13 protein-coding genes are annotated in these 14,608 nt (G+C 47.1%); 8 read left to right on the top strand and 5 right to left on the bottom strand.

Features of this window, described 5'->3' with window-relative positions:
- Positions 1–190 precede the first annotated feature (190 nt).
- The 3 genes from NDI35_RS18865 to NDI35_RS18875 form a co-directional block, all read right to left on the bottom strand.
- Positions 191–1,864, bottom strand: a complete 1,674-nt coding sequence (locus NDI35_RS18865; RefSeq protein ID WP_445314068.1) for an asparagine synthetase B family protein — start codon at positions 1,862–1,864, stop codon at positions 191–193.
- Positions 1,865–1,877: 13 nt separating this feature from the next.
- Positions 1,878–3,323, bottom strand: coding sequence for a protein kinase domain-containing protein (locus tag NDI35_RS18870; RefSeq protein WP_445314069.1), 1,446 nt, complete (start codon positions 3,321–3,323; stop codon positions 1,878–1,880).
- Between the two features lie 139 nt (positions 3,324–3,462).
- Entirely contained in the window at positions 3,463–4,467 is a 1,005-nt protein-coding gene (locus tag NDI35_RS18875) for a LysR family transcriptional regulator (RefSeq protein ID WP_445314070.1), read from the bottom strand.
- 236 nt (positions 4,468–4,703) lie between these two features.
- Here NDI35_RS18875 and NDI35_RS18880 point away from each other — a divergent pair, with 236 nt between their 5' ends.
- From NDI35_RS18880 to NDI35_RS18910, 7 genes are all read left to right on the top strand, one after another.
- On the top strand, positions 4,704–5,417 hold the full coding sequence (locus NDI35_RS18880; RefSeq protein WP_333095535.1) for an NnrU family protein: 714 nt from the start codon (positions 4,704–4,706) through the stop codon (positions 5,415–5,417).
- 45 nt (positions 5,418–5,462) lie between these two features.
- Complete coding sequence (locus NDI35_RS18885) at positions 5,463–5,840, top strand: thioredoxin family protein (RefSeq protein ID WP_333292629.1); 378 nt, start codon at positions 5,463–5,465, stop codon at positions 5,838–5,840.
- A gap of 363 nt (positions 5,841–6,203) precedes the next feature.
- The gene (locus tag NDI35_RS18890; RefSeq protein ID WP_445314071.1) at positions 6,204–8,249 is read left to right on the top strand and encodes an NAD(P)H-quinone oxidoreductase subunit 5; all 2,046 of its coding nucleotides are present in this window, start codon (positions 6,204–6,206) and stop codon (positions 8,247–8,249) included.
- Between the two features lie 455 nt (positions 8,250–8,704).
- Positions 8,705–10,291 (top strand): photosynthetic/respiratory NAD(P)H-quinone oxidoreductase subunit D1, encoded by a 1,587-nt coding sequence (gene ndhD1 / locus NDI35_RS18895; RefSeq protein WP_445314072.1) that lies wholly within the window; start codon positions 8,705–8,707, stop codon positions 10,289–10,291.
- A gap of 156 nt (positions 10,292–10,447) precedes the next feature.
- Entirely contained in the window at positions 10,448–11,467 is a 1,020-nt protein-coding gene (locus NDI35_RS18900; RefSeq protein ID WP_445314073.1) for a restriction endonuclease, read from the top strand.
- Between the two features lie 198 nt (positions 11,468–11,665).
- Positions 11,666–11,938 carry a hypothetical protein gene (locus NDI35_RS18905; protein ID WP_172190858.1) on the top strand — a complete coding sequence of 91 codons (273 nt, stop codon included), beginning with the start codon at positions 11,666–11,668 and terminating at the stop codon, positions 11,936–11,938.
- On the top strand, positions 11,935–12,300 hold the full coding sequence (locus NDI35_RS18910; RefSeq protein ID WP_445314074.1) for a clan AA aspartic protease: 366 nt from the start codon (positions 11,935–11,937) through the stop codon (positions 12,298–12,300). Before NDI35_RS18905 ends, NDI35_RS18910 begins: the two co-directional genes overlap by 4 nt.
- A 58-nt stretch (positions 12,301–12,358) precedes the next feature.
- Here the strand turns inward: NDI35_RS18910 and NDI35_RS18915 are convergent, their stop codons facing one another.
- Positions 12,359–12,574: a hypothetical protein gene (locus tag NDI35_RS18915; protein WP_445314075.1), complete on the bottom strand. Its 216-nt coding sequence runs from the start codon at positions 12,572–12,574 to the stop codon at positions 12,359–12,361.
- Positions 12,575–12,610: 36 nt separating this feature from the next.
- Positions 12,611–13,694 (bottom strand): IS630 family transposase gene (locus tag NDI35_RS18920; protein WP_445314076.1). Its coding sequence is split into 2 segments (ribosomal slippage): positions 12,611–13,012 and positions 13,014–13,694, totalling 1,083 coding nucleotides; the frame shifts between segments, so codons are not numbered across the junction.
- A 176-nt stretch (positions 13,695–13,870) separates the two neighbouring features.
- Between NDI35_RS18920 and NDI35_RS18925 the strand changes: the two genes are divergently transcribed.
- The gene (locus NDI35_RS18925; protein WP_445314077.1) at positions 13,871–14,587 is read left to right on the top strand and encodes a class I SAM-dependent methyltransferase; all 717 of its coding nucleotides are present in this window, start codon (positions 13,871–13,873) and stop codon (positions 14,585–14,587) included.
- Positions 14,588–14,608 lie beyond the last annotated feature (21 nt).

Here is a 14,608-nt window from a genome sequence, read left to right on the forward strand (position 1 = left end):
CCATACCACCGGAATTCATATTATTAGGCTGATGATTAAAAAGCTGGCAGCCTAAAAGATATCAAATCGGTTCTATAAACAAGAGCGAAAACCGCATAGGGAAAATGCCACTGTCGATCGAGAAATTTGAAGATCAACTGCTGAAGTTGACACGACGAAAGGCACGGCCCCGTACCCTAATTGGGGGTAACTAACGGCGATTTACTTGTAACCAAATTTCTAGCGTCACCAGCAGCCACAGCTTCAGCCCATAGCGGGGAAAAACTTCGCCACGATAGTTTAGCCACTCGCGGATTAGTGTTCGATCGAGGTAAGGCGCGATCGCCGCATGACGATTCAGCAACAACGATCGCGCTTGCCGCTGCCAATCCCTCAAAAACCACTGCTGCATCGACATCACCATCCCGCTTTTCGGACGGTTGACAATGACATCGGGCAGCAAATCCGCCACAGCAGCTTTGAGAACCGCTTTTTCCTGCGCGCCCGAAAGCTTGTACTCTGGCGGAATTTGCAAACTCAGTGCCACCATCCGCGCATCGAATAGGGGCGATCGAGCTTTTAGTCCCGCCGCAGCCGTGAGATTATTCACCTTGGTCAAAATGTAGTCGGCTCCTTTAAACTCAATGTTGAGCCGCATCAGCCGATTCAAAAACGTCGTTTCTGTCTGTTGCAATTCCTCAGCAAACACGGAAGGCGCATTCTTCACCTTTTCCCAAACCTCCGGCTTCAGCAAACGTGGCAAATCCACATAGCATTTTTGAAACGAAGTCAAGTAAGCTGCGATCGGATCTGGTTTACCCTGAATCGAACCATACAAACTGTTGAGTAACATCGGCTTATTTTTCGGCCCGCCAAAGCACGGATCGCCACCTTCGCCATTCAGTACCACGTCTGCGAATTGCTTTGCCGATCGCCCCAGCAGCAAATTGGGAACCGTCAAGCCTTCCCCCACCGGATCATCCATCGCCGCCAGCGTTTCCGGTAGCAACTCCCAAATTTGCTGCGGCGAAACTTCCAAAACGTGGTGCTCAGTGCCACAATGTGCCGCAACGATGTTGGCAAATTCAATCTCGCTGGGATATTTCGCGCCAAAGTGCATCGAAAAAGTGTGTACCGGACGATCGTGCAGCCTTGTGGCGATCGCAGTGACGCAACTTGAGTCTATCCCGCCCGAAAGATATGCTGCAACTGGTTCTCCCGCTGGTAGCGCTTCCTGCACCAGTTGTTCCAAAAGCGATCGCACTTGTTGACTGTGCCATTCCAAAGGGCGATCGGCGTTAGTAATTTGCTCCTGTGGCTGCCAGTATCTCTGCGCGTCAATATCCGGTAAGTACAGGTAGCTACCGGGCCGCAACTCTCGCACCGCTTCCCACAGCGTTTGTGCTCCGGGTACAAACGCACAGCACAAGTAGTCGCGCAAAGCAACTAAATCAAGTTCTCGATCGTGATACGGATTGAGCGATCGCAGTCGAGGCGCGATCCAGCGAGTCGTTCCTGTACAGGTGTAATAGAGGGTTTTGGCTCCTACGCGATCGCGCCCGAGACACAAGGTTTTCTCCTCTCGATCCCACACTGCCACGGCAAATTGTCCTTCCAGTAAGCTCAAAATTTGAGGGCCTGACTGTTCCCATAGCCGCCCGACGATCGCCAAATCGGTCAATCCATCGGTATCAATCTGTTGTTGGAGCATTGGGGTGCGATCGAAGCAGCAGTCACCTACCAGCACAAATCGCTGATTGGGGCTGAAGGTGGGTTCAGCTCCGATTATCGCAAAACCGGAAGTCTCCCAAGTTGCAGGGTGCGATCGGGCTGCGGGGCCCCAAGCAATGACCCAATTCGGGTAAATAGACTTCTGATTTTGCATCGATTTAGTTAGCTTAAAAAATATTAGAAAGTAATTTATAAATCAAGCGAAAAATAGCTGTGCCAGCGATCGCACCCAAAGCACCCAACCATCCCACAAACAACACGCCAGTGATCGGAGAATTCGGATAAATCGCAACTGCCGCTGTCTGCAAAGCCGGGAAAAACCACAGCAAAGCCACAGTACCTGCACCAATAATCAACATCTCAGTTTGTTCGATCGCCCTGCGGTACTGGCCGTAAATCAAACCCGCCACAATCATCCCCAACAATCCGATACTCAACCCAGGAGACGGCAGCAAACTCGTCAGGGCGATCGCCAGCACCCCCGCCTCAAAACCCGTAAACGCCGCCCCCGACAAAACCTCCCAAATCGAAAAAGTCGCTCTCTGCGAAGGTTGCAGCCCTCCCGGAGGCGTCGCCGGAACCCGTACAGGAGGAGGCAGAGTCGGTTGAAGAGGTATCGGAGGCGGCGCCACCACGACTGTAGGTGGTTGAGAATGTTGTTGAGGCCCAGACATCAGAGCCGCTTCCACCTCACTCGCAGATTGAAAACGCTGGCTGGGAGCCGATAATAACATTCGATCGAGAACGTGAGCCAAACGCGAACTTACCTGCACCCGCGACTGCCAATTCCACTCATTTCTATAACTATCAAAAAGCTCCGTCGGCTGCAAACCACTCAGCAAAGTAATGCAAGTCACACCCAAAGCATACAAATCCGTTGCCGGATAAACTTCTTGCCCGCTCATCTGTTCTGGCGGAGCATAACCCAAAGAATAAATACCAGTCGAAGCTTTTGCACTCCCAACACTTTGTGTTACTTGTTTAACAGCCCCAAAATCTAATAAATAAAGCCGACCGTTTTTACCCCGCATAATATTAGCAGGTTTAATATCTCGGTGAATCGAACCGCGAGAGTGAACAAAATCGAGAACCTTCAAAATTTCCCGCAGCACCTCCACCGTTTCCGCCTCCGAAAACTTGCCTTTAACAGCCTGTTCATCCTCCAAATTTTTACCGTCAATAAATTCTTGAACCAGATAGAAAAACTGCTCGTTTTTTCCCGGCTGCAAACTCGTAACAGTCAGCTCAAAAAAAGCCAGCAAACTCGGAATTTGGGAATGTTCGTTTCCCAGTTCTTCCAGCACCGCCGCTTCCCGTTCAAACAGAGTTTGAGCGATTTTTAGCTGGGGCGGAGTCAGACTTACCGACGGCTGCAAAAGTTTAGCAACGCACTGCCGCATCGCCGGAGTATAGCGGTCTCTCGCCAAAAATGCCGCCCCAAAACCGCCTTGACCCAACAACCTGACGGGCAAATAGCGCCCGCCCAAAATTAGGGGCATCCCGCAAGTCGTGCAAAACTTTTGCTGCACGGTTTTCAGCAGCGAACTGTCATCAAGGTCGGGAAAATAGTTTTGAGGGCGCGGGCAGCCCGGTCGGGTGCAGTAAACTTCCATTTTTGTTTGGTAAGAAGAAGGAAGAGGGAAGAAGGAACAGGGAAGAAGGAAGAGGGAAGAGGGAAGAAAAAGTGATTGTTAAATCAGATTTCGATTTCTCAACTAACCGCGAACTGCTAACTGCCAGCGACCTAAGAGATTAACTCCCCGCCGAGTTGGGAGTTGCTATTTCTATGAATCCCAAATCGAGCGCCGGGGGTTCTTTCTTCTCCAGGAGGGTCGAATAAGTAGCAAACTGGGGCAAAATTTCATTGCTGAAAGCCTCTGCTGCTTTAGAACGGTAGCGGTTGGGGTTGTAAATCAGCGACAAAATGCGAGTTACCAAAACTTCGTCCATTTGAGATTTGTGCAAGACGCCCATGAGCAACTCTTTTTCGATCGCCGAAACCGAGACAAAAGCAGCTCCCAGCCCCGACTGAACGGCATTTTTAATGGCTTCGATCGAATTTAGTTCCATCTCTATTTTCAACCGGCGCGTGTCAATGCCGCAGCGAGTCAGTACCTGATCGATTACTTTGCGGATCGTAGACTGCGAATCGAGGGATATAAACTGCAATTTGTAAAGGTCTTCTTTTTGGATACTTTCTTGTTGTACCATCGGGTGAGACGGAGGAAGAATCAGAGCCAGTTCGTCCTCAGCGTAAGGAACAATTTCTAAAGCTTCTACAAGTTCGGTAGGAATTTCTCCGCCAACAATTGCCAAATCGATTTGCCCGTTGGCAACACTCCACGCCGTGCGGCGGGTCGAGTGAACGTGAAGCTGTACTGCTACGTCCGGGTACTTTTGACGAAACATTCCTATCATCCGGGGCAGCAAATAGGTTCCCGTTGTTTGAGAAGCGCCGACGATCAAAGTACCGCCTTGGAGATTTTGCAAGTCTTCCAGAGCTCGACAAGTTTCTTGGCAAAGCGATAAAATTTTCTCGCCGTAACTCAGCAGCAGGTGTCCGGCTTCGGTCAGTTGAGCCCGCCGCCCCCCCCGGTCAAACAGCGGCACGTCCAATTGTCTCTCTAAGTTTTGCACTTGCAAGCTAACTGCTGGCTGGGATACATAGAGGCTGTCCGCGGCGCGTTTGAAGCTTCCTTCAGAGGCGATCGCCTTGAGAATGCGTAACTGGTCTAAAGTGAAAGGAAGGTCAGACATATATCTAAATTGTCAGTTGTCAGTTGTCAGTTGTCAGTTGACGGTTGACGGTTGACTGTAGGCAGCGAACAGCGAACAGCGAACAGTCAACAGCGAACAGTCAACAGCGAACAGCGAACAGTCAACAGTCAACAGCGAACAGTGAACAGTTAACTGACTGATAACCGCTGAATGCTCCCATAGATACTTTGTGACACAAATTGGCCGAGAATCAATAACTTTTCTTAATATTTGCAATGACGATCGACTTGGCGCTCGACTCCCACTTAGTTATTCTGGGCCTGTTACTGGTTTTTGCGATCGCCCACAGCGGTTTAGCAGCCCTCCGGCCCAAAGGTGAAAAGCTGATCGGGCCGAGACTTTACCGGGTTTTGTTTGCCCTTGTCAGTTTGCCGCTAGCCGTCATTCTGATTGTCTACTTTTTCAACCACCGCTACGACGGCGTGCAGCTTTGGCAAGTACAGGGATTACCCGGAGTTAAACCGGCAGTTTGGATACTTTCGGCAATTTCTTTTCTGTTTCTGTACCCAGCAACTTTCAACCTCCTAGAAATTGCCGCCGTCCAAAAGCCCCAAGTTCACCTCTACGAAACTGGCATCATTCGCATCACCCGTCACCCACAAATGGTAGGACAGGTGATTTGGTGCGTGGCCCACACCCTGTGGATTGGCACTAGCTTTACCCTCGTCACTTCCATCGGTTTGGTACTTCATCACCTGTTCGGAGTGTGGCACGGCGACAGACGACTTCAGGCTCGTTTTGGAGAATCCTTTGAAACCATCAAATCTCGAACCTCAATCATGCCTTTTTTGGCAATCCTACAAAAGCGTCAAACCCTTGATTTGCTTGAATTTCTGCGCCCTTCCTATCTAGGTGTAGTAATTTTTACGGGCCTGCTGTGGGAAATTCATCCTTTTTTGATGCGTGTCACTAGGAACATATACTGGTAGCATGATCCCTAGGATAGAAAAAAAATTATTAAATTTTGAGGGCTCATGGTGTTGTCGGTTAGCGAACGCACTTTTGCACAAGAGGTGTTTCAAGCCTCTACCCCCGTTTTAGTTCACTTTTCGGCTCCTTGGTGCGGTTTGTGCCGCGCGATCGACCCCACGCTTAAGACTTTTGAGGCACAGTGGGCAGAAAAAGTCAAGCTCGTAGGGGTGAATGCTGATCAATGTTTCAAGTTGGCCCACACTTATCGGCTGACAACTCTGCCCACGCTGATTTTGTTTGAGGGCGATAAAGTTCGATTTAGATTTGAAGACTACCAAGGACGCGAGGAACTGCGGCGGACTCTTGATTCCTGGATGCTCGCGGCTCACGTAGCTTCCCCATCTCAACGGCTGCAACTTCAGGAAGTCGCCAACAGGTAAGGGCTCCAAGGCATTCGGCTCTTGTTTAGAAGGCCTTCGGCTTTTATGTAGGAAGCAGAAGGCATTCCCCATTTGTGCATCAACCATCGGACACCAAAATAAATCTCGCAGGCTTGAACGCACAGGACTGTGAGATTTATCACATACTTTTCCTTGCCACCGGAATAATAATTTTCGGAGTAGGGTGCGATCGTCTCGCTCGCCAGGAAAAAAGTAGTGCGATCGTCTCGCTCGCGATTGCACTCAGGTATAGCAATACTTAAAGAATTGGATCAAGTATTTTGGCCCAGTGGCGCAGGCGTGTGTCACAATTGTTTACAGTTTTGTCAATATCTAGTAGAAACTTTAAACTACCTATCAGTCATGGAACTGCTTTATCAATATGCTTGGCTGATTCCTGTCCTGCCGCTGGCAGGCGCAATGCTAGTAGGTCTAGGCTTAATCACCTTTAACCAGGCAACCAACAAGCTCCGACAAGCGAATGCGATATTAATCGTCTCCGCACTCGGAGGGTCAATGGTACTCTCCTTCGCATTGCTGTGGAGTCAACTACAGGGCCACGCACCCTACACCCGCAGTATTCAGTGGGCTTCTGCTGGCGACTTCTCGCTGAATATGGGCTATATTATCGACCCCCTAACGTCGGTGATGCTGGCGATCGTCACTACGGTCGCCTTTTTGGTGATGATTTACACCGACGGCTACATGGCTCACGATGACGGGTACGTGCGCTTTTACGCCTACCTGAGCATCTTCAGCGCCTCAATGTTAGGCCTCGTAGTCAGCCCGAACATCGTTCAGATTTACATTTTCTGGGAACTCGTAGGTATGTGTTCGTACCTGCTAGTCGGATTTTGGTACGATCGCAAACCCGCTGCTGACGCCTGCCAAAAAGCATTCGTCACCAACCGCGTCGGCGACTTCGGCCTACTGCTGGGCATCCTCGGCATTTACTGGGCCACAGGCAGCTTTGAATTTGACGTGATGGGCGAACGCCTGCACTCCTTGGTCGAATCCGGTGCTCTTTCGGCGACTCTGGCGACAATCTTCGGTATCCTCATATTTTTGGGGCCAGCAGCCAAATCCGCTCAATTCCCCCTCCACGTCTGGTTGCCAGACGCAATGGAAGGCCCGACACCGATTTCGGCATTAATCCACGCCGCGACAATGGTAGCCGCCGGCGTATTCCTGATCGCTCGGATGTACCCGGTATTTGAAGGGCTGCCGGCAGTCATGAATTTGATCGCCTGCACCGGCTGTTTTACGGCATTTATGGGCGCTTCGATCGCGATTACCCAAAATGACATCAAAAAAGGCCTCGCCTACTCCACCATCTCCCAACTCGGCTACATGGTGATGGCAATGGGCGTCGGCGCTTACAGTGCCGGACTTTTCCACTTGATGACTCACGCTTACTTCAAAGCAATGCTGTTCCTGTGTTCAGGTTCAGTGATTCACGGTATGGAAGCAGTTGTAGGCCACAACCCCGCTCTGGCTCAAGATATGCGAGTCATGGGCGGCTTGCGGAAATATATGCCGATTACCTCTGCTTGCTTTTTGATCGGAAATTTGGCAATCTGCGGAATTCCGCCCTTTGCTGGTTTTTGGTCAAAAGACGAAATCCTCGCCAGCGCCTTCGCAGCAAACCCCGCTTTGTGGGCTGTTAGCTGGTTGACGGCCGGGATGACCGCGTTTTATATGTTCCGAATGTATTTCAGCACCTTTGAGGGCGAATTTCGGGGCAATGACAGCGCCATCAAGCGGCAACTCCTGCAACCCGGTGTTGTTTTCGGCCCTGGAGCGATGAACGTTAAGGAATTGGCCTCAACTGGCGAAAGTCACGACGAACACGACCATTTGCCTCACGAATCTCCTCTGACAATGGCTCTGCCGTTAGTGTTGCTGGCAGTACCTTCTGTGTTTATCGGTTTTCTCGGTACGCCGTTTGCCAATTATTTCGAGCAGTTTGTTCGCGCTCCGGGCGAATCTCTCGAAGAAGTTTTGGAACACGCTGCTGAGTTCAATTTGACGGAATTTTTGATTATGGGCGGAAGCTCTGTAGGTATTGCTTTGCTGGGCATTACTTTGGCTTCTCTGATGTATTTGAGCCGTAAAATTGACCCAAGTGCGATCGCCCAAAAAATCAAACCGCTTTACGAGTTCTCCCTCAACAAGTGGTATCTCGACGATATCAACGAATTTCTCTTTGTCAAAGGCAGCCGCCGTTTAGCGCGGCAAGTCATGGAAGTGGATTTGCGAGTCGTCGATGGTGTCGTCAACTTAACAGGGTTTCTCACCTTGGTTAGTGGCGAAGGTTTGAAATACTTTGAGAGCGGTCGCGCTCAATTTTATGCCCTGATTGTGTTTGTCGCAGTTCTGGGTTTTGCGATCGTTTCTGGAGTCAGTTAAATCGGTAGGGACACGGCATGGTTCCAATCGTGTCAACTTAATGTCAAATCGACCGTATCTCTTGTTTGTCTCGATGTCTAGATCCCCCCTAACCCCCCTTGATAAGGGGGGAACAAGAGTATTCTCTCAAAGTCCCCCAACAACCAGGGGGATTTAGGGGGCTCTGAACTGGGCGAGCAACGAAAGATACAAAAGTTTTTAGGGTTAATTTGACACGCTTTGGGCAATGCCATTTCCCGCCAGAAGATCTTTTAAGAACGGGTATTAGCTCAATAACTAACCATTGACAATTAGCCAATAGAAATAAATCTTTGATTAAACTTAACTGTTGCGATCGCATAAATTGTCAAAATAAGAGCAAAAAAATTTGTTACGTATAAAGAAAGTATAAAATTTAGGCTAAAAGTGGCAAAATGTGTTTAAACCTAATAACTGATGGATCATTTTAAAACGCAATGGATACAGCTAACTTTCCCTGGTTAACAACAACAATTCTGTTTCCCATTGCTGCGTCCTTGCTGATTCCTTTAATTCCCGATAAGGATGGCAAGACGGTGCGGTGGTATGCCCTAATTGTCGGTTTGATCGATTTTGCCCTACTTGTTTACGCTTTTTACACTCAGTACGACTTCAGCAATCCAGATTTGCAACTGGTAGAAAGTTACTCTTGGGTGCCGCAACTCGATTTAAATTGGTCTGTGGGTGCTGACGGGTTGTCGATGCCGCTGATTTTGCTGACTGGTTTTATTACCACTTTAGCTACTTTAGCAGCTTGGCCAGTCACTTTTAAACCGAAGCTATTTTACTTTTTGATGCTGGCGATGTACGGCGGCCAAATAGCTGTTTTTGCCGTGCAGGATATGCTGCTGTTTTTCCTGGTTTGGGAACTGGAATTAGTTCCCGTTTACCTGATTTTGTCGATTTGGGGCGGCAAAAAGCGCCTTTACGCAGCAACTAAGTTTATCCTGTACACGGCAGGGGGTTCGCTGTTTATTTTGGTGGGCGCCCTGACGATGGCGTTTTACGGCGATACGGTGACTTTCGATATGCGGGCGATCGCAGCTAAAGATTACGCCCCCAATGTAGAATTGCTCCTGTACACAGGTTTCTTAATAGCTTACGGCGTCAAACTGCCAATTTTTCCGCTGCACACTTGGCTCCCTGACGCTCACGGCGAAGCAACCGCACCCGCCCACATGTTGCTAGCAGGAATTCTGCTAAAAATGGGCGGCTACGCTTTGCTGCGGATGAATGCGGGAATGCTCCCGGATGCTCACGCTGTCTTCGCGCCCATTTTGGTAATTTTGGGTGTGGTAAATATTGTTTACGCCGCTTTAACTTCTTTTGCTCAGCGAAATTTGAAGCGGAAAATTGCTTATTCTTCGATTTCGCACATGGGGTTTGTGTTAATCGGGATAGCTTCGTTTACTGATTTGGGAACTAGCGGTGCAATGCTGCAAATGGTTTCCCACGGTTTAATTGGGGCGAGTTTGTTCTTCATGGTAGGATGCACTTACGATCGCACTCACACGCTCATGCTCGACGAAATGGGCGGTGTAGGACAGAAAATGCGTAAGGTTTTCGCCATGTGGACTGCTTGTTCTATGGCTTCTTTGGCTTTGCCGGGAATGAGCGGTTTTGTAGCAGAATTGATGGTGTTTGTAGGTTTTGCAACGAGCGATGCTTACAATCCTGTGTTTAAGGTTTGCGTGGTATTTCTAGCGGCCGTAGGGGTGATTTTGACTCCGATTTACCTGCTGTCGATGCTGCGCGAAATCTTCTACGGGCCTGAGAATAAGGAATTGTCGGAACACGAGGAATTGGTGGATGCGGAACCGCGAGAAGTGTTTGTTATTGCGGCTCTGTTAGTGCCGATTATTGGCATTGGTTTGTATCCGAAGATGCTGACTCAGGTTTACGATGCGACTACTGTACAGTTGACTGCAAAGTTGCGCGATTCTGTGCCGTCGCTTGTGGCTAAGGCTGCTGCGGATAAAACTGTCTCTCTGCGTGCTCCGGCGATCGAGCCGAGCAAGTTGTAATTTAAACTGGATTTAGGAAGAAAACCTCCAAACCCGATTTTAAAATCGGGTTTGGGGGTTTTCTATTTTGTTTTTCGGTTGGGCGATCGAAACTGAATTATTTGGTGGTTGTGCTATCCTAGTGGAGTCTCTGTTAAAAACATTACATTAGCAGCCATGCCGACACCTTCCACAAGTCATTTACCAAAACCTAAATCTTGGGATGAATTTGAGGATATTACATGGGAAATTTATCAACGAAAATGGCACGACAATCAGGCACAGAGATATGGCAGAAGTGGACAGGCACAAAATGGTATTGATATTTATGGTCGGCAAAACAGTTCCGACAAGTATATAGGTGTTCAGTGTAAACGAGTTGAGGATAACAAGCTAACCAAGAAAATAATCCAGGCAGAGATTGTCAAAGCAGAATGCTTTTCACCTCCACTCAGTGAGTACATTATTGCAACTACGGCATCAAGAGATGCAAAGCTTCAAGATTTTGTCCGGTCTTTAAATGAAAAGCGTAGATTAGAAAATAAGTTCCCTGTCTATATAGTGTTTTGGGAAGATATATGCAATGACTTGGCAGAGCCCAATAATCGTGATTTACTCAAGAAGTATTATTCTGAGTGGGAACAGATATTTAGCAATCAAGAGAAATCTATAAGTAGTGAGCAGGTTGCATCTATTCATTGTCTTTTGAGCTTGGAAATACAGCAAGACTGCAACTTACTTCAGGAACTTCTTAATCAAAATCAAGATGCTTTATCGAAAAAATGGCAATCATGCTTTAGTAAAAATCGCGGCGTATGGCGAGAAGAATCGTCTCGTTTACTTCTTGCTAGAAGTAGTACAGAGTTAATGTCAAAAATTCAAAAATTTTACCACCAATTGGATGATATTGAGAGTAGATGCAAAAGTCTACTTGCCTTGAGATATAGAATTGAATTGGTTAATTCAAAACCCATGTATATAGATTCTAAGGGTGGGATTTTCGGATTTAATACAAAGCCTTTACACCCTTTGGCAAGTTGCTTCTACACAGACTCAGACCTGAAAGAGGTATTTGATTTAACGGAAAAATCCTCTACGGACTTCAATAAGCTGAAAGAAAAAGTTCATGAAACGCTGAATCTTGGCAATCAAATAACTTGTGAGTTAATTAAATTATGCAGCTCGGACTTGATATAACAAGCCCGTTGTAGGCCGACTGTATCGAGGTCGTTGAAGGTGGAGTTGAGAATTTTCAGGAACTCATCCTGCTTCGATCGCAATACCCAATACTTCAAAATTACCAGTGGGTCGCTCGCTCTTCAATTCGGTGCGAACAATGGTAAGTGAGGTATGATATCCATAACAGGATCAAAAGTTATAAAAAAGAGGGAATGTATGCAAACAATCCTTTTGAGTCGTGAAGAAGTCGCTCGTCGTGCGAAACATTTGTATGAGAGCACCATCCGCCAAAAAATTGAATTAGAAGAGAATATTGGCAAGATGGTCATCATTGATATAGAAACAGGTGACTACGAAGTTGATAAAACTGGGCTAAAAGCCGCACGTAGTCTGATGGCAAAGCATCCGTATGCTCGACTTTTTGGCATTCGTATTGGTTACAATGTGGCTGCTTCGTTGGGTGGTGTAATGGAGCGTGTCAACAAGTGATTTCTGGTATTGTGACCGATCGGCACGCGATCGTCGCGTTGACGTTTCTCCTCCCAAGCGGCTCTACTTTCCCGATCGAGTTTGTCATAGATACGGGCTTCACTGACTACCTATGTTTGCCAGCGGAGGCAGTTACCTTACTGGGGTTGCCGTTCCTGTACGATATGCCTGTAAACTTAGCAGATAACAGTGAAGTCCTAGTAGCAGTTCACGAAGCCATCATCCTTTGGGACGGGGAAGAACGAGAAGTTCGTGTATTTGCTACAGGGCGAAGGCCTCTGATTGGAACTGCTTTGCTGGACGAGCAAGAACTTGTGATTCAGTTCACTGAGGGGGGGTTAGTGACGATTGATGAGTTGTAGTTTCAACGCCTGATCGCAAAATCGAATACTTAAAAATTACCATTTGGTCGATCGCTCTTCATTTCGGTATTGCGATCGCTCTCTTAATTTCTATCCTTATTGTTATGCCAAGAGTGCGATTTTTGTCAAGGGCGATCGCACCCTCGCAAGTTGTAATTTGAACCGGATGCGAGGAAGAAAACCCCAAAACCTCGATGATTAAACGGGTCTTGGGGTTTTCTATTTTGTTTTGGGCGATCGAGCTTTTAGGATTCTTATAGCGATCGCAAATCATTCATAAATTGATCGAGGATTCGATCGAGCAGTCGTTTCATGAGAATGTTGGCTGAAAATCACCAAACTTGTGTAGTTTGGGAAAGTCAAAGCTTTGCTGCTGTATGGTAAAATTGAAGAACCATTTAACCAAGGAAAAAGAGCTCAGACGAGTCCCAAATTTTCTCAGCCAAGTCTTGGCATTTAGCCAAATATCCTCTACTGGATTCTGCTCGGGAGCATTAGGAGCAAACAGGATACAAGTTAAAGGCCATTCATCTTTTTTGTTGCCGAGATTAATTTCTTCTAGGTAAGCTTTCATCTCTTTATATTTATGATAGCTAGCTCCATCCCAAATAATCAAATGTCTCGCCTCGGGATTTAAAGATTGTAAATCCTTTAAAAAAGCGACCGTATTTTCGGAATTTGCAGTCGCATATTCTCGGAGAACAAACTGTGAAAGTTAAATAATTTATTGCGCCATAATAAGTTTGTTTTTCTCTTTCATTCACCAGCGGTATTTCTATTCTCTGATTGCGCTTTCCCCAAAGATAACCACAGACATCTCCCCAGAGAAGGTGGCACTCATCAATCAAATACACCACAAGTTTTCTCGACTCTATAGCTTCCCGGTGTTCTTCCAGAGTTTCACAAATTTCTTGGTGCTTTTTTTTGACGAGTTCTTCATCACCTTTTGGGTTCTTTTTTTGAGACTTTTTCCAGCTAATCCCTGCTAACTTAAAGAGTCGATAGTAGCTAGTTTTAGATTGAAATTCAATCTGATACTGCTCTGCTATATAATTTTCTAAGGCGGATAAATCCCAGTGGTCTTTATTGGTTAACCATTGGATGATTTCCGACTGTTCTTCTGGCTTAAGTTGTCCCTGCGAGCCTTGATAATTTAAGAGCAATCCTTCAATTCCATGCAACGCATAATTGATTTTCCACTTGCTAATAAATGGAGAGGAGACTCCCAAGATATTTTGAATAGTTTCGCGGCAGATACCTTTAATTAGCATCCGGACAGCCAAGGCTCTTTTTAATTCTCTGGGGTCGGGATTACTGGCAATAAAATTTTCGAGTTCTAATAAAGCTTGGACTTCATGCTCCTCGAATTTTTCTGACCATTTATTTTGGGACATCTTAACTCTTACTTATATCTGCATCCCTCATTATACATTATTTATGATTTACAAACCATTTGCGATCGCTATATTACTTTTGTTTGGCCCGAACCCAGTAAGTTTTGAAGCGAGGGGCTAAAATCCAATTCCGATAGCTATTAAAATACAGATTGCAAGCTTATTGGCTTTCCAGAATGCAAAATCAAGAGTCACCTATTGTTTTCGATCGAGAACGCGCTTCTTCCTACGACAAAAGATTCGCTAAATTGGCTCCGATGCGCGACGCACTTCATTTACTGATCCGCTTTGTACTTTCTGAACTTCCTACCGATGCACGGATTCTCTGTGTCGGTGCGGGAACAGGCTTGGAATTGATTTATCTCGCTCAAGCGTTTCCACAGTGGCAGTTTACTGCGGTAGAGCCTGCGGCACCGATGCTTGACATCTGTCGCCAGCGCGCCGAAGAGTGTGGTATCGCGTCACGTTGCACTTTTCACGAAGGCTATCTCGATTCGCTGCCCGAATCGCACTCTTTCGATGCGGCCACTTGCCTTCTGGTTTCTCACTTCTTTATGCAACAAGATCGGCGGCGCAACTTTTTTAGTCAAATTGCTTCGCGACTTTGCCCTAACGGATATTTGGTAAGTGCCGATATAGCTTCCGATATGTCTACTTCAGCCTACCAAAGCCTTTCCGAGGTTTGGCTGCGAATGCTGAGGTATTCCGAAATGCCTGCTGAGGAGATTGAAAAGTTTCGTGCTTCTTATGGTCGAGATGTTGCTGTGCTACCGCCACTTGAAGTCGAATCAATAATTGCATCCAGTGGCTTTGATACACCAGTATTGTTCTTACAAACCCTGCTGATTCATGCCTGGTATGCTAGGCGAACACCACCCTCGCTAGAAGTGTAGTTATCAACAGCCGCTGAAAAA

It is taken from the genome of Microcoleus vaginatus FACHB-2002 (assembly GCF_040004035.1).
GTDB lineage: Bacteria > Cyanobacteriota > Cyanobacteriia > Cyanobacteriales > Microcoleaceae > Microcoleus > Microcoleus vaginatus_C.